Raw genomic sequence first — 25,029 nt, 5'->3', positions numbered from 1 at the left:
CCGCGATACGGAGCCGGGGCGCGGACGCTTAGCATCGCGTTATGAGTTCGCCTTCTGGATTTCGATCCGTTTGGCCGTCGAGGGCGGGGTGTCCACCTTCGGCAGCGTCACGATCAGCACGCCGTTCTTGAAGCTGGCGCTGACCTGATCGGCGGCGACTGCGACGTCCAGCGGAATCCGGCGCTCGAACTTGCCGTAGAAGTGCTCGCTGAACTGCTTGTCCTTGGCCTCGTTGGACGAGGTCTTTTCACCGCGGATCGTCAGCGTGCCGTCGTCGAGCAGGACCTCGATGTCTTTCTCTTCGAGGCCCGGCACTTCGGCGGCGATCTTCAGCTGCTTGTCGCCATCGGTGATTTCGAGCTTCGGCCAACCGGTACTGAACGGCGTCAGAGCGCCGGCACGGGCCGGCACGTCGAAGCCGCGGAATACGTCGTCGAACAGCCGATTCATCTCGCGGTGCAGCGACAGGAACGGGTCGCCTTCGAACGAGCGGGTCACGGGTTGATTGGTCCGGCCCCAGGGGATGATGTCGCGCATGTTCATGGATGCCTCCTCGTACTCAGTCTTGAATGTCCTCGATACTGTTAGTTGTGATCGTGAAGTCGCCCGCGTATCGCGGGTGTGCCTTCGATTTGGGCGCGGTTGCGCCGTCGTCAAGGGGCAGGGTGGTAGTCCCGTGGGAGGGGCTCGAAGATTTTTTCGAGCAGGGTCTTGAAAGCGGTAACGCCGTGTCCAAATCATCGGCCGTCCCGGTTTTGGAAGGAGGAATTCGGGAGGACACAGATGCGATCCACCAATTTCGAACACAGTTACGCGCCTGGCTCCGCCAGCGTCACGGCCTTGAGACCGTCAGCGACGGTCTACGATCATCCCGATCAGGTGCTGCGCGACGACGCGCTTTGCACCGCCGAAAAGCGGGCCATCCTCTCCTCATGGGCGTCCGACGCCAATGCCGTCGAGCAGCAGCCGTGGCTGCGTCTCGCGCCGGGGCACCGTGCTCCGGTGCCGCTACGCGCGATCCTCGACGCCTTGCAGCGGCTCGATGACGACGATCCGCCGCCGAAAGGCGGGGCCTCGATCCGGCTGAGCGGCGACCGCGCCGCTCAGCATGATCCGTCCGACGACTACCGGCCATCATGGAGGAGGCATTATGGTCTGGCGCCACGTATCAACCAGTTTCGACCCGTCCCGCTGCCTGGAGTGCGGCGCGACCATGCGGCTCGTGCGCGTCGAGCCACGACCGGTCGGACGCAAGGTTGAGTTCGAGCGCCACATCTATCGCTGTGAAGACTGCGCCAATACCAGCCGGTTTGTGATCGACCGGCAGGCCGCGGACTACGCGTTCGCGTAACGACGCAGATGCGCGTTCTGCGATGCGGCGGCTGGCGCTACGCCGGTTGCCGCATCATCTTCCGCCATAGCGGCTTGACCAGTTCCAGTACGATCAGCACCACCAGCGCCGCCGCCGCGGTGAGGCCGAGATCGTCCGGGTGCAGCGGGCCGAACCGGAACAGATCGCGCAGCCACGGCCACGCCAGGCTGGCGACCAGCACCACAGCGACGATGCCGATCATCGCCGCCAGCATCGCGTTCGGCCGCCGCAGCGCCGTCAGCAGCGAGGCGCTGAACGAGCGGTTGACGAAGATCAGTCCGACGAAGCTCAGCACCAGCGCGAAGAATGTCAGCGCGCGCAGCTCGGTATCCGGCATCGCGCGCATCTGGCCGATCACGAACACGCCGCCGACCAGCGTGAACACCAGCAACCCCTGTAGCAATCCCCATGCGATCAGCGCCCGGCTGAACAGCGGTTGCTCCGGATCGCGGGGCGGGCGGCGCATCACGTCGTCCTCGGCGGTCTCTGCCTCGAACACGATCGAGCACACCGGATCGATGATCATCTCGAGGAACGCGATGTGGATCGGTCCGAGCAGGATCTGCAATCCGAACAGCAGCGGCAGCAGCGCCAGCCCGGCGATCGGAACGTGGACGGCGAAGATGAAGCCCATCGCCTTGACCAGATTGTCGTAGATCCGCCGTCCGAGCCGGATCGCCGTGACGATCGAGGCGAAATCGTCGTCGAGCAGCACGATCGCGGAGGCCTCGCGGGCGACGTCGGTGCCGCGGCCGCCCATCGCGATGCCGATATGCGCGGCCTTCAACGATGGCGCATCGTTGACGCCGTCGCCGGTCATCGCCACCACTTCGCCGTCGGCTTTCAGCGCTTCGACGATCCGCAGCTTCTGCTCCGGCATGATCCGGGCGAACACGGTGGCGGTGCGCAGCCGCTCGGCCAGCGCGGCGTCGTCGAGGGCCGCGATCTCGTCGCCGGTCACGCAGCCGTCGGCATCGATCCCGGCTTGGCGGGCGATCGCCTGGGCGGTCGCCGGATAGTCGCCGGTGATCATCACCACGCGGATGCCGGCGGTGCGGCAGTCGGCGACGGCGGCCGGCACAGACGCGCGCAGCGGATCGGCGAGGCCGACGAGGCCGAGAAAGTCGAAGCGGAAGCCGAGCTGGGTCTTCGGCCAATCCTCGCCCGGATGCGACGCGCGCGCGACGCCGAGCACTCGCAGCCCCTCGGCCGCCATCGCATCGACGGTACGCGAGACGTTGCCGAGCGCGGCGGCATCGAGGCCGCACATCCGCGCGATCGCTTCCGGCGCACCTTTCGCCGCCACCACGTAGTTGCTGGCATCGTCCGGGTCGCGCCAGACCTGGGTGATCGCCAGCAGGTCGCGGCGCAGCCCATAAGCGTGGACGAGGCTGCGCGCGCCATTGCGGCTGGGCAGATGCTCACCGGCGAGCCGGTGCAGCGCGAGGTCCATCGGGTCGAACGGATCGGGCGCGGCGGCGAGCAGACCGGCTTCCAGCAGCGGCGCGAAGCCTTGCGGCAGCGCGCCGCTGTCCCGCGGGCGAAATACGTCACCGGAAGGAAGCCGCAGTTCGGCGACCGACATCCGGTTCTCGGTCAGCGTTCCGGTCTTGTCGGTGCACAGCACGGTGGCCGAGCCGAGCGCTTCGATCGCGGCGGCACGCCGCGTCAGCACGCGGGCCTGCGAGATCCGCCAGGCGCCCATCGCCATGAACACCGTCAGCACCACCGGGAATTCCTCCGGCAGCATCGACATGCCGACGGTGATGCCGGCCAGCACCGCGTCGAGCCAGCCGTCGCGCAAGGTGCCATAGAGGACCACGACCAGCGCGGTGAAGGCGGCAGCGATGAGGCCAAAGGTGCGGACCAGCGCGCGGGTCTGTTGCTGCAGCCGCGGCGCTTCGGTCTGCATCGAGCCGAGCGCCTGACCGATTTTGCCGATTTCGCTACGTGCGCCCGTGGCGATCACTTCGGCGAGGCCGCCGCCGCGCACCACCAGCGCGCCGGAATACACATTGGGCTGATCGTCGCCGCCAGGACGGTGCGATGCGGTGGTGTCGGCTTCGTTCCGGCTGAGCTTGCGCACCGGGACCGACTCGCCGGTCAGCAGCGACTCGTCGACGAGGAGATCATCGGCCTGCAGCAACACCGCGTCGGCGGCGATGCGGTCGCCCTCGGACAATACGATGATATCGCCGCGCGCCACCTCGCGCCCCGCAATGCGTTTGCGGACACCGTCGCGGATGACAAGGGCGCGCGGGCTGGTGAGATCGCGCAGCGTCTCCAGCACGCGCTCGGTGCGCGCTTCCTGCACCACCGTGATCACCACCGACAGGGTGGCGAAGATCAGCAGGATGATCGCTTCCTTCAGGTCGCCGAGCGCCATGTAGACAACGCCGCCGCCGAGCAGCAACGCCAGCATCGGCTCGCGCACCACCTCCAGCACGATCCCGAGCAGGGTGCGGCGATCGGGGCTTGGCAGCTCGTTGTAGCCCTCGCTGGCGAGCCGTTCCGCCGCCTCGCGCTCGCTGAGGCCGGGGATGCTGTCGGAGGCAGAAGGGAGGTCGGGCATCGGAAAACCTGACGTTCGAGAGCCCGCCGATGCTAGCCTATTTTCGGCTCGCGCTCGCGACGTAGTCGCCCGACTTGCCGCCGGTCTTGGCGATCAGATGGATGCCTTCGATCCGGACGCCGCGTTCGGCCGCCTTGATCATGTCGTAGATCGTCAGGCAGGCGACCGAGACCGCGGTCAGCGCTTCCATCTCGACGCCGGTGGGGCCGGTGACTTTGCAGGTGGCGCGGACGATGCAGCCCGGCAGCTTGGCGTCCGGGGTGATGTCCAGCGTGACCTTGGACAGCGCCAGCGGATGGCACAGCGGGATCAATTCGGCGGTGCGCTTGGCCGCCATGATGCCGGCGACGCGCGCGGTGCCCAGCACGTCGCCCTTCTTGGCGTCGCCGCTGAGGATCAGCTCCAGTGTCGCCTTCTTCATCACCACGCGGCCTTCCGCGACCGCGACGCGTTCGGTGGCCGGCTTTTCCGACACGTCCACCATCCGCGCTTCGCCGCTGTCTCCGATATGGGTGAGGGCGGCAGGCGCCGCCGCTTCTGGCTTGGATTTCGACTTCGCCGTCTTTGCCATACCTACCGCCTCAGGCCGCGCGCGCCAGCAGCGCGCGGGTGGCGGCGGTGACGTCCTGCTGCCGCATCAGGCTTTCGCCGACCAGGAAGGTCGACATCCCGACGCGGGCGAGGCGGGCGAGATCGTCGGGCGTGAAGATGCCGCTTTCGCCGACCATCAGGCGATCGCTTGGGATCAAGGGCGCCAGCGCCTCGCTGGTCGCCAGCGTCACTTCGAAGGTGCGCAGATTGCGGTTGTTGACGCCGACCATCGGCGACCGCAGCTTCAGCGCGCGCTCGAGTTCGGGCGCATTGTGGACTTCGAGCAGCACATCCATGCCGAGATCGAACGCAGCGTCCTCGATGTCCTTGGCCTCGGCGTCATCGAGCGCCGCCATGATGATCAGGATGCAGTCGGCGCCGTGGGCGCGCGCCTCGACCACCTGATAGGTGTCGTACATGAAATCCTTGCGCAGCGCCGGCAACGACACCGCGGCGCGCGCGGCGACGAGGTAATCGAGGCTGCCCTGGAACGACGGCGTATCGGTCAACACCGACAGGCACGCCGCGCCGCCGGCTTCATAGGCTTTGGCAAGCGCCGGCGGATCGAAGTCGGCGCGGATCAGCCCTTTCGAAGGCGAGGCCTTCTTGATCTCGGCGATCAGCCCGTAGTCGCCGGCCGCCTGCTTGGCGCGCAGCGCCTTGACGAAACCACGCGGCGGCGACGCCTCACGGGCGATCGCCTCGATCGCGGCAAGCGGACGCTCGCGCTTGGCGGCCGCGATCTCCTCGCGCTTATAGGCTTCGATCTTGGTCAGGATGTCGGACACATGACGCTCCCTGGAGCCGGACTTTACCAAAAGTATCAGTTCAGCGTTCGTCATTGCGAGGAGTGAAGCAGCGAAGCAATGACGAGCGATGGTTTGGCGCTCAGGCCGCCGCGGAGACCGCGATCAGCTTCTTCAGCCGGGCTTCGGCGGCGCCCGAGTCGATGGAATGCGCGCCCATTGTCACGCCTTCCTTGAGGTCCTTCGCCTTGCCGGCGACGATCAGCGTCGCGGCGGCGTTGAGCAGGGCGACGTCGCGATACGGGCCCGGCATGCCTTCCAGCACGGCGCGCAGCGCCACCGCATTGGCCTGGGCGTCGCCGCCCTTCAGCGCTTCGGCGGGCGCGCGGGGCAGGCCGGCGTCTTCGGGGCTGATCTCGAAGCTGGTGATCTCGCCGTTCTTCAACTCGGCAACGGCAGTGGTGCCGGACAGCGTGATCTCGTCGAGCCCGTCGGAGCCGTGCACCACCCAGATCGCCTCGGAGCCGAGGTTCTTCAGCACCTGTGCGAGCGGCTGCACCCATTGCCGTGAGAACACGCCGATCATCTGGCGCTTGACGCCGGCCGGGTTGGACAGCGGGCCGAGCAGGTTGAAGATGGTGCGGGTGGCGAGCTCGACCCGGGTCGGGCCGACGTTCTTCATCGCCGGATGATGCGTCGGCGCGAACATGAAGCCGATTCCGGCTTCGTTGACGCAGCGGCCGACCTGCTCGGGCGTGATGTCGATCTTGACGCCGAGCGCTGCGAGCACGTCGGCGGCGCCGGATTTCGACGACAGCGCGCGGTTGCCGTGCTTGGCGACTGTGACGCCGCAGCCGGCGACGACGAACGAGGCACAGGTCGAGACATTGACCGAACCCGAGCCGTCACCGCCGGTCCCGACGATGTCGACCGCGTCCGTCGGAGCCGAGACGGGGAGCATCTTGGCCCGCATCGTGGTCACCGCGCCGGTGATCTCGTCGACGGTTTCGCCGCGGACCCGGAGGCCCATCAGCAGCGCACCCATCTGCGACGGCGTCGCGTCGCCCGACATCATCGCGTCGAAAGCGTCGGTGGCTTCTTCGCGCGTCAGCGTCGCGCCGGTCGCGACCTTTGCGATAATCGATTTGAAATCAACCATTGTCCCCTTCGGCGACCGGACTGCGGCGTTGCGCCGTCAGTTCGTCGCCGCCCCCGTTGCCTGCGCCACCGCTTCCTGATTGACCTTGGTGCCGATGTCCTTCTCCAGCCAGGCGATGTACTCGCCGACCTGTTCGTCGCGCAGCCGCTGCACCAGATTGTCCTTCAACTGCTGCATCTGCGGCGCGTTGAAGTCGGCCGGCGGCACGGTGTCGCCGGTGACGCGGAACACGTACCAGTCGGTATCGCTGCTGCCGCGAACCTCGCTGGCGCCGTCCTTGGCGGTGCGGAACACGGCATCCACCACGGTGTTCGGCAGTCCGGCGTCGGCGCCTTCGCGCTTGATTCCGGCCGCGTTCTGTACGTTGACGCCGGCCGGCGCCACGTCGGCGAGCTTGGCTCCGCCCTGCAGCTTCTGCACCAGCTCGGTCGCGAGCTTGCGAAGCTTCTCGCCGATCTGTTCGGCGCGCCAACCGGCCTCGACCTTGTCCTTGACCTCGTCGAGCGGACGATCGTGCGACGGAGTCACGCCGAGGATGTCGTACCAGACGTAGCCGTTCTTGTAGCTGATCGCGTCGTTGTCGACGCCGGGATCGCTGTTGAAGGCAGCATTGGCGAGTTCGAGTCCCTGCGGGATCGACGCCACCTGCGCGCCATCGGGGCCGCGACCGGAGCGATCGAGCGCGTCCACCGTGACCGCGGTGAGGCCGAGCTGCTTGGCCGCCTCGATCACGCTGGCGCCGCCGCCGCGGGCGTCTTCCATCTTGTCGTGCAGTTCCTGCACCTGCTTGCGGGCTCGCTCCTGGGCGATGTCACGCTTCAGCGACTCGGCGACGCTGGCATACTCCGGCTGCTTGCCGGGCTCGATCTTGGTGACTTCGAGCAGCACGGTGCCGAATTGTCCCTGCACCGGCTGGCTGACCTCATTCAGCGGCAGCGCGAATGCGGCCGCAGCGACCTTCGGGTCGAGCATGTCGGAACGGCTGATCAGGCCGAGGTCGAGATCGGCCGGCTTGACTCCGCGCTCCTTGGCAATGTCGGCGAAGCTGGTGCCTCTCGCGATCTTGGCCCGCGCGGCCTGAGCTTCGTCGACGTTCGGGAATACGATCTGCAGGATCTGCCGCTTCTCCGGCGTCGACATCTTCTCTTTGCGCTGCTCGAACAGCTTCTGAGCGTCGGCGTCCGACACCTCGGTCCATTTCGCGATCGATTCCGGGGTCACGACCGCGAACGAGACCTTGCGATACTCGGGAGCGCGGAATTGCGCCTTGTGGGCGTCGTAGAACGCGGTGAGTGCGGCGGGCGAGGGCGCCTCGATGGTGCCGGCCTGGGCCGCGGTGAGTTTCAGATAGTCGATCGCGCGCTGTTCGTTCTGGAACTGGTTCAGCGCCTCCAACATCGTCTTCGACGGCTCCAGTCCGGCGGTGATGGTGCCGGCGATCTGCCGCCGCAGCGCGACGTGGCGCTGCTCGGCGAGATAGCGCTGCTCGGTGAAGCCGAACTGCCGGATCAACTGCTGGAAGCGGTTCGGGTCGAACTGGCCGTTGGCGCCCTTGAAATTCGGATCCTCCAGGATCGACTTCATGGTGTCGGCATCGGACTGGCCGAGACCGAGCCGGCGCGCATCTTCGTCGAGCGCCGCTTCGGCGATGGTCTGCTGCAGCATCTGGCGGTCGATGCCGATGGCGCGCGCCTGATCCGGCGTCAGCGGCCGGCCGAACTGACGGCCGATCTGCTGCAGACGGTCGTTGTAGGTCTGGCGGAACTGCTCGGTCGAGATTTCGGTGCTGCCGATCTTGGCGAGGGTCGAGCGGCCGAAACCGCGGAACACGTCGGCGATGCCCCAGACTCCGAAGCTGACGATCAGGACGCCCATCACGATGGTCATGATGGTCTTGCCAATCCAGTTGGATGAGGCTTTGCGCATTCCTCGGAGCATGGAGTCACTTTTTGTCAGGAGGGAACCGGTCGCGCTCGCTGGGCGCGGGTGCGCAAATTAGCGTCGTCGGCTTGAAAATCCATCCTAAAGTGGCGCCTTGGGCGTCGCAACCGCAGCCGATGTCGCGGCAGGCGCAGATGCCATCCCGTTGCAGGCGGGCGGTGCTGCGGATCGCCGCAGCGGTGGTGTTCACGTCTCCTTGAGTCTCGCAATCGGCTCTGCTAGCGGAACGCCTCAACCCATTATTGCGAGAGTGCTCATGCCGGTCCCCGCCGTTCGTCCTCTGATTGCTGGAAACTGGAAGATGAACGGCCTGAAGGACTCGGTCGCCGAGCTCGACGCCATGATCGCGGGTGCCGGGCAATTGCCGCAGGGCATCGATCTGCTGGTGTGTCCGCCGGCGACCTTGGTGGCCAGCTTCGCCGCGCGGGTCGCGGACGCGGCGGCCGGCAAGGGGCTGCCGTTTGCGATCGGCGGCCAGGATTGCCACGCCAACGCGTCGGGCGCCCATACCGGTGACATCGCGGCCGAGATGCTTGCCGATGCCGGAGCTGCGGCGATCATCGTCGGCCATTCCGAGCGCCGCGCCGATCATGCCGAGACCGATGCGATCGTCCGCGCCAAGGCGCAGGCGGTGTGGCGTGCCGGGCTGGTGGCGATCGTCTGCGTCGGCGAGACTCAGGGGGAGCGCGACGCCGGCCATACGCTCGACGTCGTGGCCGGGATGCTGGCCGGCTCGCTGCCGGACGGCGCCACCGCGGCGAATCTGGTGGTGGCCTATGAGCCGGTCTGGGCGATCGGGACCGGCCGCACCCCGACGACGGCCGATGTCGAGGAAGTTCATGGCGTTATCCGCAAGACTTTGAGCGATCGGTTCGGTGCGGCGGGCGAGGCGATGCGGATCCTGTACGGCGGCTCGGTGAAACCCTCGAATGCCCGTGAATTGCTGGCGGTGCCGCACGTCAACGGCGCATTGATCGGCGGGGCCAGCCTGAAGGCATCCGATTTCCTTGCGATTGCGGCGGGCTGCCCCTAACTAAACCGCGCCGAGCGGCGTTGCTGCGGCGTTTCCGGCGCCGCGCGGGGGTGACAAATCCCCGCGCGATCGTGTAGACACCGCGCGACTTCATTTATCCCGCAAGCCTGTCGAGCAGCCGCCCGCCGGCGCCTATCGGCCGTTTGGCGGCATTGGCTTGCGATGGAAGGGTACGATGCAGACTGTCATTATCGTCATTCACCTGATGTTCGTGCTGGGCCTGATCGGCGTGGTGCTTCTGCAGAAGTCCGAAGGCGGCGGCCTGGGCGTCGGCGGTGGTGGCGGTTTCATGTCGAGTCGCGGCACCGCCAACCTGCTGACCCGCACCACCGCGATTCTCGCGGTCGGGTTCTTCGCCACCAGCCTGCTGCTCACCTGGCTGGCGAGCTACAACCGTAAGCCGACGACGATCCTGCCGACTGCCGCGCCTGTTGAACAGCAGGCACCGGGCCAGCCGGCGCCCCCGCTGTCGCAGGGTGGCGGTCTGCTCGACACGCTAAAGCAGGCCGATCAGAAGCAGAACCAGCAGCCGGCGGCACCGGCCGCGCCTGCAGCGCCGACCCCGCCGCAGTCGCAATAAGCATTGCCGATATGCGCCGAAGGGGCCTCGCGTCGTGCTTGAGGCCCCTTCAGCAATTCTCTGAAATAGCTGAGTTTTCAGCGTCACCCACAGGCATTCGTCAAACTGCCCGAGGGGTTGCGAATCGCTTTGGCGAATCGGACCGACGGCATTAAAGGTAAAGTCCCATGGCGCGGTATATCTTCATCACCGGCGGCGTGGTCTCCTCGCTCGGCAAGGGTCTGGCATCAGCGGCACTCGGTGCGCTGCTGCAGGCGCGTGGCTACAAAGTCCGCCTTCGCAAGCTCGATCCCTATCTCAACCTCGATCCCGGAACGATGTCGCCGTATCAGCACGGCGAAGTGTTCGTGACCGACGACGGTGCCGAGACCGACCTCGATCTCGGCCATTACGAGCGGTTCACCGGGCGGCCTGCGACCAAGCAGGACAACATCACGACGGGGCGGATCTATCAGGACATCCTGACCAAGGAGCGCCGCGGCGACTATCTCGGCGCCACCATCCAGGTGGTCCCGCACGTCACCAACGCGATCAAGGACTTCATCGTCAGCGACAATGACGGTTACGACTTCGTGCTGGTGGAGATCGGCGGCACCGTCGGCGATATCGAGGGCCTGCCGTTCTTCGAGGCGATCCGCCAGATCAAGAACGATCTGCCGCGCGGCGACGTGATCTACATCCACCTGACGCTGCTGCCTTACATCCCGAGCGCGGGCGAGCTGAAGACCAAGCCGACCCAGCATTCGGTCAAGGAGCTGCGCTCGATCGGCATCCAGCCGGACATCCTGCTGTGCCGCACCGACCGGCCGATTCCGAAGGAGGAGCGGCGCAAGCTCGGGCTGTTCTGCAACGTCCGCGAAAGCGCGGTGATCGAGGCGCGCGACGCCGACAGCATCTACGCGGTGCCGGAGGCGTATCACGCCGCCGGGCTCGACGACGAAGTGCTGGCGGCGTTCGCGATCGCCGCCAAGGAGCCGCCGCAGCTGGCGCGCTGGCACGAGATCAACGAGCGTATCCGCAATCCCGAAGGCGCGGTGACGATCGCGATCGTCGGCAAGTACACCGGCATGAAGGATGCCTATAAGTCGCTGATCGAGGCGCTTTCTCACGGCGGCATTGCCAACAAGGTCCAGGTCAAGCTCGACTGGATCGAGAGCGAGGTGTTCGAGAACGAAGACCCGGCGCCGTTCCTCGAGCACGTCAACGGCATCCTGGTGCCCGGCGGCTTCGGCCAGCGCGGCGCCGAGGGCAAGATCGAGGCGGCGCGTTTCGCCCGCGAGCGCAACGTGCCGTATTTCGGCATCTGCTTCGGCATGCAGATGGCGGTGATCGAGGCGGCGCGGAATCTCGCCGGCATCGAGCAGGCCAACTCGACCGAATTCGGTCCGACGCCGGAGCCGCTGGTCGGCCTGATGACCGAATGGGTCCGCGGCAACGAGCTGGAGAAGCGCAGCCAGGCCGGCGATCTCGGCGGCACGATGCGGCTCGGCGCGTATCCGGCGGCGCTCAAGCGCGGCAGCCGGGTCAGCCAGGTCTATGGCGGCGCCACCGAGATCTCGGAGCGCCACCGCCACCGCTACGAGGTCAACACCGCCTACAAGGACCGGCTCGAACAGCATGGCCTGAAGTTCTCCGGCATGTCGCCGGACGGCGTGCTGCCGGAGATCGTCGAATACGAGGATCACCCGTGGTTCATCGGCGTCCAGTTCCACCCCGAACTGAAGTCGCGCCCGTTCGACCCGCACCCGCTGTTCGCCTCGTTCGTCGAAGCGGCACTGGTACAGAGCCGGCTAGTTTAGCCCCGGACGCGATCATGAAGCGGCCCGGCTCGCGTTTCGACTTGCCGGTTTGGTTCTACGCTTTCGTCATGGCCGGGCTTGTCCCGGCCATCCACGCCGTTTCAGCGTCTCCGTCCGCAAGGCGTGGATGCCCGGCACAAGGCCGGCCATGACGGTGTTTGTGGGGCTGGCACCAACCCCCACGCCTGATCAGTTCTCGAACAGCACGAACGCCGCCCAGACCGACGGATCTTCGGCGGCCTTGATCTTGCCGTGGATCGCCTCGATGCGGACTTTGCGCAGTGCCGAGGCGTAGTCGAGGTTGTCGTCGGCGAGCACCTGATACAGCCGGGCCATGAAATTGGCAGTGCCGGCGTCGCTGACTTCCCACAGCGTCAGCAACGAGCGCCGTGCGCCGGCGATAGCGAGCGCGGTCGGCAGGCCGCGGACGCTGCCGATCCGGCTCGGATCGCCGAGCGCAGTCTGACAGGCCGACAGCACGACGAGCTCGGCGGCCGACAGATTCCAGTCCATCAATTCGCGGGCGTAGATCACGCCATCGTCGCCGTCGCGCCGCGGCGGGCGGTCGAGCAGGGGGCGGGCGGCGACGATGCCGCTCCGCCACAGCGCATCGGTGCGATCGGTCGCCGCCTTGTAGAAGCCGTGGGTGGCGAGATGGAGCAGCGCCGCGCCCTCGGCCTTATCGTGGATCGCGGTCTCGCCGCTGTCGCCGGTCAACATCACGCGCGCGATATCCCGACGCTGCAGATCGGGCGCGATGCGATCGATCTCAGTCTTGGTCGAAGGGAGCTGGCTGGCCGCGCCGGCATAGTCCAGCCCGCCGACCAGCACCGCCTTGCTGCCCGCGATCAGCCTGTCGTCCTGCTCGGCGAACACGATCGCGTCGGCGCGGGTCAGGATGCGGGTGTCGTAGATCTCGTCGAGGTAGCGGCCGTTGCCGTCCTGCAGCATCGCAAACGGCAGGCTGTAAAGGTCGGCGTCCGGCACCAGAAACAGCCGCGTGACGCCCGCGAGCTGTGGCTTCAGCGGGCCGATCAGCGTGGCGTACAACCGGCGGAACGGCTGCGCACGATCGGCCTCGACGACGCTCGGCGCAGTGAAGCCGTCGAGCGGGCCGAGATCGATCACCTGCGGCGGCTTGCCGTGGCGCCGCACCACCGCCTGCAGCCGCGCCGCCGGCTTCGGCTCGGTCGGCTTGACGCGGCTGCCGCGGTCGCTGACGAAGAAGTCGATCAGGGCATCGGTTTCAGTGAGCTTGTCCTCGACCGAGGGCAGTTGGACGTCGGCCGGCGGCTTCGCGCCGACGCGCGCAGCAAGCTGCTGCCGCGCCTCCTGCAATCGCTTCAGCACGTCGCGCGCATCGTCGTCGAGCTTGCCTGAAGACAGCATTTCCTGCTGCTGGCCGGACAGCCGCAGCACCGTGCGGGCCAGTTCGCGCGTCGGCTCGTCGGGCAGCCGGTCGAGCGTCAGCCGCAGCAGCGTGCGCTCGCCGTCCTCCATGGTCTTCCAGCGCGACACCGCGTCCGCATAGGCGACCGCCGCTGCCGGATCGATCAGCGCATAGCGGCCGTATTCGTACAGGATGTCGTCGGCGAGCTTGCGCATCGTCTCGGCGACGTAGCGGTTACCAGCCGTGCCGACCTCGCGCAGCATCCAGCGGAACGATTGCTGCTCGACGTCCTTGAATGTCGCCAGCGCGTCGGCATCGCCGCGCTTCATCCGCGTTACGGCGACGCCGAGGAGGGCATCGAAGGTGATCGGATGCTGGCGCGCGATCGTCTCCTGCGCGCGGTGATACGCATCGATCCGCAGTGCCAGGGCGCGCTCCGTGTCGCCGCGGCGCTCGTACTGATCGGCGGCAAGCTGCGCCGATTTGATCCGCAGCAGGTCCGGCGCGCCGTTCCAGTCCTTGACCCGCGCCATTGCCTCCAGCTCGGGCGCGGGGAGCGTGCGCTCGGGATGAAAATACGCCTTGGCGTAAGCGATCCAGGTGTCGGCCTGGGCGACGTGTTCGGAGGTGGGATCGGCGAGTTCGGTGGCGCAGCGCTTCTGCAGCGCGAGCGCCTGCATGGTCTCGGCCTCGTTGCCCATCGCCAGATGATCGAGCGCGAGGTTGCTGGCGCTGACCAGCGCCTGAATGCTGCCGACACCGTAATGCGCGATCCGCTTCTTCAGGAGCGGTGCATCGATCTTGGCGGCGAGGTCCGGATGGCCGACCATGCGCAGCGCTTCGGCGTAGTTGTTTTCGGTGCGCCAGGTCAGCGGCTCCTTGTCGCCGAGCGCCTTGCGCGCGCCGAGATAGGTCTCTTCCGACAGGTTGAGTCCGGCCGCCACCGCGCCGTTGTCGGTGAGCAGCGTCGCGAGGATGTCGCGGCCGGCGATGTCCTGCGCGCTGTTCGGTCCATAGACCGCACGCATCCGTTTGCTGGCCTCGACCGCGACCGGAATGCCGCGCTCGTACTGGACGGTGCGTTCCAGGAAGCGGGCGTATTCGAACCACAACGTCGTTGCGTCAGGGCTGCTGTCGCGTGCGGCGCGGGTGTTCGCTGCCTCCGCGAACAGTTCCGATGCGGTCGTGGTATCGCGTCGGCGCTCGAAGAAAGTGACGGCGCTGAGATAAGCCCGGATCGTGAGCGCATCGTAGTTGCTGTCGCGCACGGCGCGCAGCGCGTCGGTGAGCCGCAGGCGACCTCCATCGCGATCGCCGGCCTGCAGCGAGCGAAAGGCGTCGTTGATCTTCGCCACCAGCTCGCGTTCCGTCGGCGCCCGGCGCTGCTGTGCTCGCGCTTCGGTGGTGAGGGTCGGCAGCAGCGGCGGAATGGCGAGCGCGGCGAGCAACAGACGTGCGGCGAAACGGGCGCCGACGGCTTGCCGCGGCGTTGACGGGACTGACATGTCGGACCGGGTGACCTTGTTACTTGCAGTTCGTGGTGGAGTCGCCCGTGCGTGCCACCGGTTTGCCGTTGATGAACACGCCCGAGCCGCTGCCGACCACCACGCCACCGCAGCCGGTGCGGCTGCCACCGATTGCGGCCGGCTTGCCGTTGATGAAGACGTTTTTGGACCCTTCCACGATTGCGCCGTCGGTTGTGACGTCACCGGCGCGGGCTGCCGGCCTGCCGCCCACCATCACATCCTGACTACCGCCGGTGACGACGCCCGGGGCGCCGCTGGCGGGGGCCTGGGCGAGCGCAGGTGCGCTTCCGAGCGCCAGAACGACGGCCAGCAGGCAGCGCGCCTGACATATGCGCCGCTCGGCATTGAAACGGTGAGCGGACGTCGTCGATGGCGGGAAGGTCATACTCAGCTCCTTTCGGGGATTGGCAAATTCCGTGAATGGCCGCGACTTGCGCGTGGACATTCTCAGGCCGGTAGATGATGCTCCCGGCACAACCGTAACGTGTCGCGAGACTTCTTCTTTTGGGGGAATGGATTGGGGGGAAATGGAAATGACACCTTCGGTCAGCCTCTATGCCTGGGCGGTTCCGGCCTGGTCGTCCGAGTCTCCGGTCGACCACACCTGGGTGACCAGCTACGACAATCAGGTTCATCCCTATAACGCGATTGCAGATGTCGTCGTTGCAGGCCAGTCGTTCTGGTTTTGCTGGGGCGCGTTTCATCCGCAAGGTGGAACCCCGGTCAATCCGACCGGCGCGCTTGGCCAGCAGGCCGGCAATCTCAAGCTGGCGCAATGTGTGGTGCAGCCGAACGCCGATTCCAACACCGCGCCCGGCGCTCGTGGCACGATCTACAGCTATGGCGTCGACGGCGTGTGCCACCAATTGGCCAATCAGGTGCTGTACGCGACGTCGGATGGCGGCCTGCCACCGCTGACGGTGAGTAAAGCGCGCGGCTATCCGTTATCGAGCTTCATCTACGGCACCTACGGGCTGCAGCAAACCGCCTGGGCCGCCAAGGTGTCGACCTGCAGCGGCGCACAACTGACGGCCCGGGCGCGGCCGGGCGGCCTGATGGTGTCGATCGGCGGTGAGGGCATTGCGATGGACGAATTCGAGAGGCGAGCGACCGAACTGCTGGTGACCGAGCCGGCGAAGCTCGCCAGCCTGCTGCGGCTGCGCGGTGAGGTGCAGCGGTTTGCAGCGCAGCCATGGCCGGGCACCGGCCAGCCCAGCGCCGAAGCGCTGAATGCACGTAACCAGCACCTGATCGACGAAGCTGCCAAGCTACTTGGGCCTGAGCATTTCCGGCGGTTGTTCGGTGCCGAGCCGGGCGCCAAGGTCACCCTGGTCGATCCGCAGATCGCAGCGGCTGCAGGCGAACTTCCGCCGAAGCCACGGTGACGCGGCCTCGGACGAAGATGGACGTGGTGCGGACCACCTAGCCAGTCTTCAGCTTCGCGGCCTTGCGTAGCGTATCGTCGATCCGCGACTGCCAGCCGGGCCCGGTCGCCTTGTAGTGCGCCACCACGTCGGCGCTGAGCCGGATCGACACCGGCACCTTGGTCGGCGCCTTCTGGGGACCACGGGTGTTCTTAAACTGGGCCAGAATTGCTGGCGGCAAGACTTCCTCCGGCGGTCGCGCCGTAGCAAAGTCCTCTTCAGTCCATTCCGGGTTGTCGTCGTCGAACACCGGTTCTTTCGATCTAGGTGACATGACGCCGGATCTCCTTCATGTGGGCACGACGGAGACTTATGGGTCGGACCTTTCCGTTGCGGTCGGCAAACACTAGGCAGTAGGGTAGGCCGTCGATGTAACCGTAGGCGCGATAGCGGTCTTCGCCATAGTCGCGGCGTTTATCCTTGAACGTGACCTGAATATCGATGTCCACCCAACGCGCCAGCGAAATGCCGTGCTTGGCGAGGTTGATCGCATCCTTGGCCGGGTCGAAGTCCGACATTGTATATACAATCTGTTCGGCGCATGCGCAACTCTGCTCCCTGCGCGTGACGCAAGACAACCCCCGTGGCTTACCGCTATAAGCTCGCCGAGCATGGGGAGAGCTGATGATCTACGAGACCCGAGTCTATCGCTGCGTGCCGGGCAAACTGCCGGCAGTGCTGAAGCGGTTCGAGACCATCACGCTCAAGCTGTTCGACAAGCACGGCATCCGCCAGGCCGGGTTCTTCACCACGCTGGTCGGCGCCTCCAATCAGGAACTGACCTATCTGCTGGCCTGGGAAAGCCTGGCCGACCGGGAGCAGAAATGGACCGCCTTCGCCACCGATCCGGAATGGCTGGCCGCCAAGGCCGAGACAGAGAAGGACGGCCAGATCGTCGAGCGCATCACCAATCAGTTGCTGGTGCCGACCTCGTTCTCGGCGCTCAAGTAATTCGGATGAGTATCAGTTTCGATCTTGATTGCGCGCGAAGCGCGGCAATCCAGCGCCGGGCACGAGGCTGGATGGCTTCGTCGCTGCGCTCCTGGCGATGACGGTCTTGCTCATGACCAACGGTCTCGACCATATCGTTCATGCGGTGCGCGATCTCGACGCGGCCGCGGATCTGTATCAGCGGCTCGGCTTCACCGTCGGCGCGCGCAATGTTCATCCCTGGGGGACGCACAACCGCATCGTCCAGTTCGATCGCTTCTTCATCGAGCTGCTGACGATCGGCGAACCCGACAAGATCCCGCCGCCGCGCGACGGTGTCGTGTCGTTCGGAGCGCTTCAGCGTGATTACTTGGCTGTGCGCGAAGGGCTGTCGATGCTGCTGCTCGCCAGTGACGACGCGGCCGCCGACCTGCGCCGGTTCACCGCCGCGGGCATCGCGGCTGGTGATCTGTTCAGCTTCGGCCGGGAGGGACGGCGCCCCGACGGCAGCGTCGTGAAGCTGCAATTCTCGCTGGCGTTCGCGCGCGATCCATTGTCGCCGCAGACCGGTTTCGCCGCTTGCCAGCACCATTATCCAGAGAACTTCTGGAATCCGGAGTTTCAGACCCACGTCAACGGCGCCCGCGCCGTGACCGCGGTGGTGATGGTCGCCGACAATCCGACCGATCATCACATCTTCCTTGGAGCCTTCACCGGATCGCGCGATCTGCGGTCGTCGTCGATCGGTGTCACTGCGGGCACTGGCCGCGGTGACATCGATATCGTCGAACCGGTGTCGTTGCGCGACCAATACGGCGTCACGGTTCCGTCGGTGGGCGAGGGTGCGAGCTTGGTCGGATTACGGATTGCCGCGGACGATCTCGCCGTGGTTGAACGGCGGCTGCGAGACCATAAGGTCCCGGCGGCGCGCCATGTCGGCCGCCTGATTGTGCCGGATGTCTGCGGCGCGACTCTGATCTTCGAACAAGGAACAGTGCGGTGAACAAGAGCATTGCGCCCGCGACCAGCGTCGTGGCGGGCAACGTCAAATTCGGCAATTCGTTGCCGCTGTCGGTGATCGCCGGCCCGTGCCAGCTCGAAAGCCGCGGTCACGCCCTCGAAGTCGCCTCGGCGCTGAAGGAGATCGCCACGCGCCTCGGCATCGGGCTGGTCTATAAGACCTCGTTCGACAAGGCTAACCGCACCAGCGCGGCCAGCGCCCGTGGTCTCGGCCTCGAGGCTGCGCTGCCGATCTTCGCCGAAATCCGCGAAAGCCTCGGCCTGCCGGTGCTGACCGACGTGCACGAGAGCGAGCAATGCGCGCGCGCCGCCGAAGCCGTGGACATTCTGCAGATTCCGGCGTTCCTGTGCCGGCAGACCGACCTGCTGCTGTCAGCGGCGGCGACCGGCAAGGTCGTCAACGTCAAGAAGGGCCAGTTCCTGGCGCCGTGGGACATGGGCAACGTCGTGTCCAAGATTACCCACGCCGGCAACTCGAAGGTGCTGGTGACTGAGCGCGGCGTGTCGTTCGGCTACAACACGCTGGTGTCGGACATGCGCGCGCTGTCGATCATGGCCAAGACCACCGGCGCGCCGGTGATCTTCGACGCCACCCATTCGGTGCAGCAGCCCGGCGGCAAGGGGACTTCGTCGGGCGGTGAGCGCGAGTATGTTCCGGTGCTGGCGCGCGCGGCGGTCGCGGTCGGAGTCGCCGGTGTGTTCATCGAGACCCATCCCGATCCGGACCACGCGCCCTCCGACGGGCCGAATATGGTGCCGCTGCGCGAATTCGAAGCGCTGATGAAGACGCTGATGGAATTCGACGCGCTGACCAAGAAGCGATCCGCGGTCGGGAGCGTTTGATGCCGCCAGCCGGCAGTGCCGCTTCGTCCTCGCGGCTGCCGCCGGCGCTTAATATCATCGCTCTATCGAGCTTCGCGGCCTCGCTGTCGACGCGCGCGCTCGATCCGGTTCTGCCGCGGATCGCCGACGATTTCTCCGTCACGATCACCACCGCGGCCGGGCTCGCGGCGGTCACCGCCTTCACCTTCGCGGTGGTGCAGCCTGCGATCGGCGCGCTCGGCGATCTGTTCGGCAAAGCGCGGTTGATGATCATCTGCCTGGCGCTGCTCGGCTTCGCCAATCTGCTCGGCGCGCTGTCGTCGTCATTCGCGGTGCTGTTCGTCTGCCGTATCCTCGCGGGCATCGGCGCCGGCGGCGTGTTTCCGGTGGCGCTCGGCCTTGCGGCCGATCTGGTCACGGTGGATCGGCGGCAGATCGCGATCGGTCGCGTGCTCGGCGGCTCGATGGCCGGCAATCTGCTCGGCGCTTCGGCGTCGGGCGTGATCGGCGATTTTCTCGGCTGGCGCGGCGTGCTGGCGATCCTCGGGCTGCTGGTGATCGCCGCGGCGATCGCGGTGGGGTTTGCCGCGCGCGGCGCGGACATGCCGCCGCGTCGTGCCGAGATGGACCTGCCGGCACTGCGACGCGGTTATCGCACCATCTTCTCAAATCCCAACGCGGCGATTTGCTTCAGCGCGGTGTTCATCGAAGGCACCTGCGTGATGGGGGTGTTTCCTTACGTCGCGGCGTTTCTGCACGAGCAGGGCGAACAGCGGCTGTCGATTGCCGGCGTCGTGATCGCGGGGTTTGCGATCGGCGGCCTGATCTACACGCTGACGGTCTCGCAGTTGCTGCCGCGGCTCGGCACCACCGGCATGATGATCGGCGGCGGTCTGTTGGTCGCGCTGCAGCTCGCCGCGATCATGCTCGGCCCGCACTGGCAGGCGCAGATGTTCGCCTTCATCCTGATGGGGATGGGGTTCTACATGCTGCACGGCTGCATCCAGGTGTTCGCCTCCGAGCTCACCGAAACCGCGCGCGGCACCGCGATGTCGCTGCACTCGTTCTTTTTCTTCATCGGCCAGACCACCGGCCCAATCGCCTACGGCTTCGGCCTGTCCCACCTCGGCAAGTCGGCGACGCTGATGCTGACCGCGCTGACGATGGCGATGCTCGGCTTGACACTGGCGCGCATCCTCAAGCCGCGCCCGCCGGCGGATGCGGTAATGCAGGTGGAAGTCGGAAACTAACCCCGTCCGCGATACGGCTGCACGCCCTGGTCGGGCACCCAGACGTCCTTCGGCAATTTGCCGGTCTGCCAGAACACGTCGATCGGGATGCCGCCGCGCGGATACCAATAGCCGCCGATGCGCAGCCATTTCGGTTTGATTTCGGTCGCGATCCGCTTGCCGATCGCCACGGTGCAGTCCTCGTGGAAGGCGCCGTGGTTGCGGAACGAGGCGAGGTACAGCTTCAGCGACTTCGACTCCAGGAGCCACGGGCCCGGAACATAATCGATCACCAGATGCGCGAAATCCGGCTGGCCGGTCACCGGGCACAGCGAGGTGAATTCCGGCGCGGTGAAGCGGGCCAGGAAATTGGTGTCCTTTTGCGGGTTCGGCACCCGGTCGAGCTTGGCGGCTTCCGGCCGGTCGGGCCATTCGACCGCCTGGCCGAGCTGCAGGGACGGGGAGGAGGCGGACTTGCGGGGTGTTTTCGACATGGCTTGAACTTGTGGTCTCCGTTACCGCCGTCCTAGAGCATTTTCCGGAGCAGGGGAATCCGTTGCAAAAACGGTGCGTTCGCCGTTCGTCTGGCCTCATGGAGCGGGCGAGCGGCCTTTTCGTGCCCGGAGCCATGCTGTAGAAGCGGCGCAACTCCATTCCCTCCATCCGATCAAGAGGCATTCATGACCGCCATCGTCGACATCATCGGCCGCGAAATTCTCGACAGCCGCGGCAATCCGACCGTCGAAGTCGACGTGGTGCTCGAGGACGGCTCGGTCGGCCGCGCCGCCGTTCCGTCGGGCGCCTCCACCGGCGCCCATGAGGCGGTCGAGCTGCGCGACGGCGATAAGGCTCGCTATCTCGGCAAGGGCGTGCAGAAGGCGGTCGAGGCGGTCAACGGCGAGCTGTTCGACGCGCTCGGCGGCATGGACGCCGAACAGCAGGTGCAGATCGATCAGACCATGATCGAGCTCGACGGCACCCCGAACAAGGGCCGGATCGGCGCCAACGCCATTCTCGGCGTCTCGCTGGCAGCAGCGAAGGCGGCGGCGGCGTCCTACGACATGCCGCTGTATCGCTATGTCGGCGGCACCTCGGCCCGCACCCTGCCGGTGCCGATGATGAACATCGTCAACGGCGGCGTGCACGCCGACAATCCGATCGACTTCCAGGAATTCATGATCATGCCGGTCGGCGCGCCGACCTTTGCCGACGCGCTGCGCTGCGGCTCGGAGATCTTCCACACCCTCAAGGGCGAACTGAAGAAGGCCGGCCACAACACCAATGTCGGCGACGAAGGCGGCTTCGCGCCGAACCTGCCGTCGGCCGATGCGGCGCTCGACTTCGTCATGGCTGCGATCGGCAAGGCCGGCTACAAGGCCGGCGACGACGTGATGCTGGCGCTGGACTGCGCCGCCACCGAGTTCTTCAAGGATGGCTCCTACGTTTATGGCGGCGAGAACAAGACCCGCTCGCGCTCGGAGCAGGCCAAGTACCTCGCCGATCTCGTCGCGCGCTATCCGATCGTGTCGATCGAAGACGGCATGAGCGAAGACGATATGGACGGCTGGAAGGAGCTGACCGATCTGATCGGCAGCAAGTGCCAGCTGGTTGGCGACGATCTGTTCGTCACGAACGTCACCCGGCTCGCGGACGGCATCAAGAACGGCCGCGCCAATTCGATCCTGATCAAGGTCAACCAGATCGGTACGCTGACCGAGACGCTCGCCGCCGTCGAGATGGCCCACAAGGCCGGCTACACCGCGGTGATGTCGCATCGCTCGGGCGAGACCGAGGACTCGACCATCGCCGACCTCGCCGTCGCCACCAATTGCGGGCAGATCAAGACCGGCTCGTTGGCGCGCGCCGACCGCACGTCGAAGTACAACCAGTTGCTGCGCATCGAGCAGGAGCTCGGCGCTCACGCGCACTACGCCGGCAAGGCGGCGCTGAAGGCGTTCCGCTGAACTCGAACCGCGTCATTGCGAGCGAAGCGAAGCAATTCAGAGGCAGGATGTCGGAACTGGATTGCTTCGTCGCTTCGCTCCTCGCAATGACGGATAGGTTATCAACGCGGTCTTGAACCCTGCGCGCGGCTGTCCCAAGGTGCGGCCGCGCTGACAACAAGCAGGGAGACGACGCGTGAGTGACACCACCGGACTGCAACTGCGCTCGCTGATCAAGGCGAGCGGCGATCTCGAAGTTTCGCTGGTGCCGGTGAGCATTCCCGAGCCCGGCCCCGACGAGGTCGTGGTCCGGGTCGAAGCCACCCCGATCAATCCCTCCGATCTCGGCCTGCTGTTCGGCGCCGCCGACATGTCGACGGCGAAAGCGTCCGGCACGCCCGATGCGCCGGTGATCACTGCCAAAGTGCCCGAAGCCGCCATGAAGGCGATGGCGGGCCGGCTCGACGAGTCGATGCCGGTCGGCAACGAGGGCGCCGGCACCGTGATCAAGGCCGGCAGTTCGGACGCGGCACAGGCGCTGCTCGGCAAGACCGTCGCGATGATCGGCGGCGCGATGTACGCGGAGTATCGCCTGATCAAGGCGGCCGATTGCCTGAAGCTGGCCGACGGCACCACCGCGGCCGAAGGCGCGTCATGCTTCGTCAATCCGCTGACGTCGCTCGGCATGACCGAGACGATGAAGCGGGAAGGTCACAAGGCGCTTGTGCACACGGCCGCCGCCTCAAACCTCGGCCAGATGCTGAACCGGATCTGTCTCAAGGACGGCATCGATCTGGTCAACATCGTCCGCAGCGAGGCGCAGGCCAAGATGCTGCGCGAGATCGGCGCCAAATACGTGGTCGACTCCACGGCGCCGACTTTCCTCGATGATCTCACCGAGGCACTGGTCAAGACGGGCGCCACCATTGCGTTCGACGCGATCGGCGGCGGCCGGCTCGCCGGCCAAATCCTGAGCTGCATGGAAGCCGCGATCGGCAAGACCGCCACTGGCCCCTACAGCCGCTACGGTTCGAACGTGATGAAGCAGGTGTACATCTACGGCAGCCTCGATACCAAGCCGACCGAGATCGTGCGCAATTTCGGCTTCGCCTGGGCGGCCGGCGGCTGGCTGCTGTTCCCGTTCCTGCAGAAGATCGGCGCCGCAGATGCCGCCAAGCTCCGCGCTCGTGTCGCCGCCGAGATCAAAACCACCTTCGCCAGCCACTACACGCGGACGGTGTCGCTGAAGGAGGCGCTGAGCCTCGATGCCGTCGCGGTCTACAACAAACGCGCGACCGGGGAGAAATTCCTGATCACCCCCAACGCATAGCTGCCATCGGGGGAACGAAATCCGCTGGTGCTGATCGTAGTTGCTAGCTAGTCTCAACAAGACGAAGCAGCCCAGCGGAGATTTCATGGATCAGATGGCCGAACGGCGTCCGTCGGAGTTGGCGGAAGCGACCGCAGCGTTGATCAACCACATCGTCGGGGCGATCGAGTCCGCCGCGGTGGTGATGGAGCCGTTCTATCACCTCGAATTCGTCGGGATCTTTCCCGCGCTGGTGTACGCGGCGATGCTTCAGGCGCTGCCGCGCAACACCGACTACCGACCGATGCACGGCCGCAGCAAGGGCAATGATCTTGCCGACGGCACCCACACCCGAGTCAAGATCGATCTGTTTCCGGAGTACATCCGACACCTGCCGCCGGAGAAGCGCTCGGTCTGGCGCATGGTCGGCGACGCGCTGTGCTCGGAGCCGGTGAAGGACGCGTTTCGCCGCAAGCTGGCGCCGGCGCTGGAGAAGCGATTTGGGCCGGACGCGCAGCATGTCGGGATGTTTCCGATTCCGATCCTGACGCGCGACGTTCCAGGCTACAAGATTACGCCGCACACCGACACGCATTGGAAGGGCATCACCGTGCAGCTCTATCTGCCGCGCGACGAAGCCCATACCGATATCGGTACGATCTTCCATGATGTCTTGCCGGACGGCTCGATGCCGAAGGCGCGGCAGATGAAGTTCGCGCCGAATTCCGGCTACGCGTTTGCTGTCGACAAGCAGAGCTGGCATTCGGCCGACACCGTCCCGGCGGGCGTCGAAACGCGTGACAGCATTCTGCTGACTTACTTCGTCGACCAGGGCCCGCTCAAGGTGCTGCGCAATCGCGGCAAGCGGCTCGGTAACTTCCTGCTCAACGAGATCCGCGCGCGGACCTGACTGACGCCCTTAATTAGCGAAGGTGATATCCTTCGTCATGGCCGGGACGAGCCCGGCCATGACGGCGGTGAGACGATCAGCTTAATAACAGGCGTCACCGCTCCGCCGTCGCCAGCTTGGCGCCGAGTGCTACGAAGGCGGCGGCGAAGCTGCGGCGGAGCCAGGTCATCACTTGCGGGCGGGTGATGACGTGGTCGCGCAGCCAGGCGGCGAACAGGCCGTAGATCACGAACACCACGAATGTCATCAGCATGAAGATGCCGCTGAGCTCGATCATGCGGCCGAGCGGATGGTCATCGTCGGTGGAGACGAATTGCGGCAGGAAGGCGAGGAAGAAGATCGACAGCTTCGGATTGAGGATGTTGATCAGGACGCCCGTCACCGTCATCTGCAGCGCCGAGGGAGCACCGACGTCGGTCTCGACGCTGAGTGGCCCGCGCTCACCGAGCGTCTTCCACGCCATGTAGAGCAGATACGCGACGCCGAGATACTTGAAGGTCTGGAACGCTATTGCGCTGGTGTGGAGCAGGGCGGCGAGACCGAGGATCGCGGCGGCCATATGCGGCACGATGCCGATGGTCGAGCCGAACGCCGCGATCGCGCTGGCGCGAGGCCCGCGCGACAGCCCGGTGGCCACGGTGTAGAGCACCCCGGTTCCGGGAGAGGCGACGACGATCAGCGAGGTAATGAGAAATTCGGCAGTCACCATTGTGTGCTCCGCTTCTGCTAGACA

24 protein-coding genes are annotated in these 25,029 nt (G+C 66.1%); 12 read left to right on the top strand and 12 right to left on the bottom strand.

Annotated features, from left to right (window positions below; genetic code table 11):
* Nucleotides 1–39: 39 nt before the first annotated feature.
* Nucleotides 40–543: an Hsp20/alpha crystallin family protein gene (locus DY468_RS11680; protein WP_164604980.1), complete on the bottom strand. Its 504-nt coding sequence runs from the start codon at nt 541–543 to the stop codon at nt 40–42.
* A 240-nt stretch (nt 544–783) separates the two neighbouring features.
* Between DY468_RS11680 and DY468_RS11675 the strand changes: the two genes are divergently transcribed.
* A complete protein-coding gene (locus DY468_RS11675; protein ID WP_164604979.1) occupies nt 784–1,260 on the top strand; it encodes a hypothetical protein in 477 nt (158 codons plus the stop codon).
* Between the two features lie 128 nt (nt 1,261–1,388).
* On the opposite strand, the gene DY468_RS11670 is transcribed toward DY468_RS11675, so the two are convergent.
* From DY468_RS11670 to DY468_RS11650, 5 genes are all read right to left on the bottom strand, one after another.
* Entirely contained in the window at nt 1,389–3,944 is a 2,556-nt protein-coding gene (locus DY468_RS11670; RefSeq protein ID WP_164604978.1) for a cation-translocating P-type ATPase, read from the bottom strand.
* A 37-nt stretch (nt 3,945–3,981) separates the two neighbouring features.
* Complete coding sequence (moaC, locus tag DY468_RS11665; RefSeq protein ID WP_164604977.1) at nt 3,982–4,515, bottom strand: cyclic pyranopterin monophosphate synthase MoaC; 534 nt, start codon at nt 4,513–4,515, stop codon at nt 3,982–3,984.
* A gap of 10 nt (nt 4,516–4,525) precedes the next feature.
* On the bottom strand, nt 4,526–5,323 hold the full coding sequence (gene trpC, locus DY468_RS11660; protein ID WP_164604976.1) for an indole-3-glycerol phosphate synthase TrpC: 798 nt from the start codon (nt 5,321–5,323) through the stop codon (nt 4,526–4,528).
* 100 nt (nt 5,324–5,423) lie between these two features.
* Nucleotides 5,424–6,440 carry an anthranilate phosphoribosyltransferase gene (gene trpD, locus DY468_RS11655; RefSeq protein WP_164604975.1) on the bottom strand — a complete coding sequence of 339 codons (1,017 nt, stop codon included), beginning with the start codon at nt 6,438–6,440 and terminating at the stop codon, nt 5,424–5,426.
* Between the two features lie 36 nt (nt 6,441–6,476).
* Nucleotides 6,477–8,378, bottom strand: coding sequence for a peptidyl-prolyl cis-trans isomerase (locus tag DY468_RS11650; protein ID WP_164604974.1), 1,902 nt, complete (start codon nt 8,376–8,378; stop codon nt 6,477–6,479).
* A 259-nt stretch (nt 8,379–8,637) separates the two neighbouring features.
* On the opposite strand from DY468_RS11650, the gene tpiA reads away from it, so the two are divergent.
* From tpiA to pyrG, 3 genes are all read left to right on the top strand, one after another.
* On the top strand, nt 8,638–9,414 hold the full coding sequence (gene tpiA / locus DY468_RS11645) for a triose-phosphate isomerase (RefSeq protein ID WP_164604973.1): 777 nt from the start codon (nt 8,638–8,640) through the stop codon (nt 9,412–9,414).
* 175 nt (nt 9,415–9,589) lie between these two features.
* Nucleotides 9,590–9,994 (top strand): preprotein translocase subunit SecG, encoded by a 405-nt coding sequence (gene secG, locus DY468_RS11640; protein WP_164604972.1) that lies wholly within the window; start codon nt 9,590–9,592, stop codon nt 9,992–9,994.
* Nucleotides 9,995–10,161: 167 nt separating this feature from the next.
* Nucleotides 10,162–11,793, top strand: coding sequence for a CTP synthase (gene pyrG / locus DY468_RS11635; protein WP_164604971.1), 1,632 nt, complete (start codon nt 10,162–10,164; stop codon nt 11,791–11,793).
* A 189-nt stretch (nt 11,794–11,982) separates the two neighbouring features.
* Here pyrG and DY468_RS11630 read toward each other — a convergent pair whose 3' ends face one another.
* Nucleotides 11,983–14,688, bottom strand: a complete 2,706-nt coding sequence (locus DY468_RS11630; RefSeq protein ID WP_164604970.1) for a CHAT domain-containing protein — start codon at nt 14,686–14,688, stop codon at nt 11,983–11,985.
* 19 nt (nt 14,689–14,707) lie between these two features.
* On the bottom strand, nt 14,708–15,007 hold the full coding sequence (locus tag DY468_RS11625; RefSeq protein ID WP_246700953.1) for a PAAR domain-containing protein: 300 nt from the start codon (nt 15,005–15,007) through the stop codon (nt 14,708–14,710).
* A 235-nt stretch (nt 15,008–15,242) separates the two neighbouring features.
* On the opposite strand from DY468_RS11625, the gene DY468_RS11620 reads away from it, so the two are divergent.
* Nucleotides 15,243–16,094, top strand: a complete 852-nt coding sequence (locus tag DY468_RS11620) for a hypothetical protein (RefSeq protein WP_164604981.1) — start codon at nt 15,243–15,245, stop codon at nt 16,092–16,094.
* A gap of 37 nt (nt 16,095–16,131) precedes the next feature.
* Here the strand turns inward: DY468_RS11620 and DY468_RS11615 are convergent, their stop codons facing one another.
* Together DY468_RS11615 and DY468_RS11610 are read right to left on the bottom strand one after the other, a co-directional pair.
* Nucleotides 16,132–16,407 carry a BrnA antitoxin family protein gene (locus tag DY468_RS11615; RefSeq protein ID WP_164604968.1) on the bottom strand — a complete coding sequence of 92 codons (276 nt, stop codon included), beginning with the start codon at nt 16,405–16,407 and terminating at the stop codon, nt 16,132–16,134.
* The gene (locus DY468_RS11610; RefSeq protein WP_164604967.1) at nt 16,397–16,651 is read right to left on the bottom strand and encodes a BrnT family toxin; all 255 of its coding nucleotides are present in this window, start codon (nt 16,649–16,651) and stop codon (nt 16,397–16,399) included. The genes DY468_RS11615 and DY468_RS11610 overlap by 11 nt, the downstream gene beginning before the upstream one ends.
* Nucleotides 16,652–16,757: 106 nt before the next feature.
* Here DY468_RS11610 and DY468_RS11605 point away from each other — a divergent pair, with 106 nt between their 5' ends.
* The 4 genes from DY468_RS11605 (at nt 16,758) to DY468_RS11590 (ending at nt 20,155) form a co-directional block, all read left to right on the top strand.
* The gene (locus DY468_RS11605; RefSeq protein ID WP_164604966.1) at nt 16,758–17,084 is read left to right on the top strand and encodes an NIPSNAP family protein; all 327 of its coding nucleotides are present in this window, start codon (nt 16,758–16,760) and stop codon (nt 17,082–17,084) included.
* Between the two features lie 112 nt (nt 17,085–17,196).
* Nucleotides 17,197–18,066 (top strand): VOC family protein, encoded by an 870-nt coding sequence (locus DY468_RS11600; RefSeq protein ID WP_164604965.1) that lies wholly within the window; start codon nt 17,197–17,199, stop codon nt 18,064–18,066.
* Nucleotides 18,063–18,926 carry a 3-deoxy-8-phosphooctulonate synthase gene (gene kdsA / locus DY468_RS11595; protein ID WP_164604964.1) on the top strand — a complete coding sequence of 288 codons (864 nt, stop codon included), beginning with the start codon at nt 18,063–18,065 and terminating at the stop codon, nt 18,924–18,926. Before DY468_RS11600 ends, kdsA begins: the two co-directional genes overlap by 4 nt.
* The gene (locus DY468_RS11590; protein WP_164604963.1) at nt 18,926–20,155 is read left to right on the top strand and encodes an MFS transporter; all 1,230 of its coding nucleotides are present in this window, start codon (nt 18,926–18,928) and stop codon (nt 20,153–20,155) included. The genes kdsA and DY468_RS11590 overlap by 1 nt, the downstream gene beginning before the upstream one ends.
* Here the strand turns inward: DY468_RS11590 and queF are convergent.
* Nucleotides 20,152–20,628, bottom strand: coding sequence for a preQ(1) synthase (gene queF / locus DY468_RS11585; RefSeq protein WP_164604962.1), 477 nt, complete (start codon nt 20,626–20,628; stop codon nt 20,152–20,154). The genes DY468_RS11590 and queF overlap by 4 nt on opposite strands.
* Before the next feature lie 186 nt (nt 20,629–20,814).
* Between queF and eno the strand changes: the two genes are divergently transcribed.
* The 3 genes from eno (at nt 20,815) to DY468_RS11570 (ending at nt 24,296) form a co-directional block, all read left to right on the top strand.
* Nucleotides 20,815–22,098 carry a phosphopyruvate hydratase gene (eno, locus tag DY468_RS11580; RefSeq protein WP_164604961.1) on the top strand — a complete coding sequence of 428 codons (1,284 nt, stop codon included), beginning with the start codon at nt 20,815–20,817 and terminating at the stop codon, nt 22,096–22,098.
* A gap of 175 nt (nt 22,099–22,273) precedes the next feature.
* A complete protein-coding gene (locus DY468_RS11575) occupies nt 22,274–23,407 on the top strand; it encodes a zinc-binding dehydrogenase (RefSeq protein ID WP_164604960.1) in 1,134 nt (377 codons plus the stop codon).
* 85 nt (nt 23,408–23,492) lie between these two features.
* Complete coding sequence (locus DY468_RS11570) at nt 23,493–24,296, top strand: hypothetical protein (protein WP_164604959.1); 804 nt, start codon at nt 23,493–23,495, stop codon at nt 24,294–24,296.
* A 94-nt stretch (nt 24,297–24,390) separates the two neighbouring features.
* Here DY468_RS11570 and DY468_RS11565 read toward each other — a convergent pair whose 3' ends face one another.
* The gene (locus DY468_RS11565) at nt 24,391–25,005 is read right to left on the bottom strand and encodes a LysE family translocator (RefSeq protein ID WP_164604958.1); all 615 of its coding nucleotides are present in this window, start codon (nt 25,003–25,005) and stop codon (nt 24,391–24,393) included.
* Nucleotides 25,006–25,029: the final 24 nt, after the last annotated feature.

The sequence above is a fragment of the Rhodopseudomonas sp. BR0M22 genome (assembly GCF_010907035.1).
Taxonomy (GTDB): Bacteria; Pseudomonadota; Alphaproteobacteria; order Rhizobiales; family Xanthobacteraceae; genus Rhodopseudomonas.
Note: the sequence above shows the minus strand (reverse complement) of the source record. Positions and strands in the feature narration are given on the sequence as shown.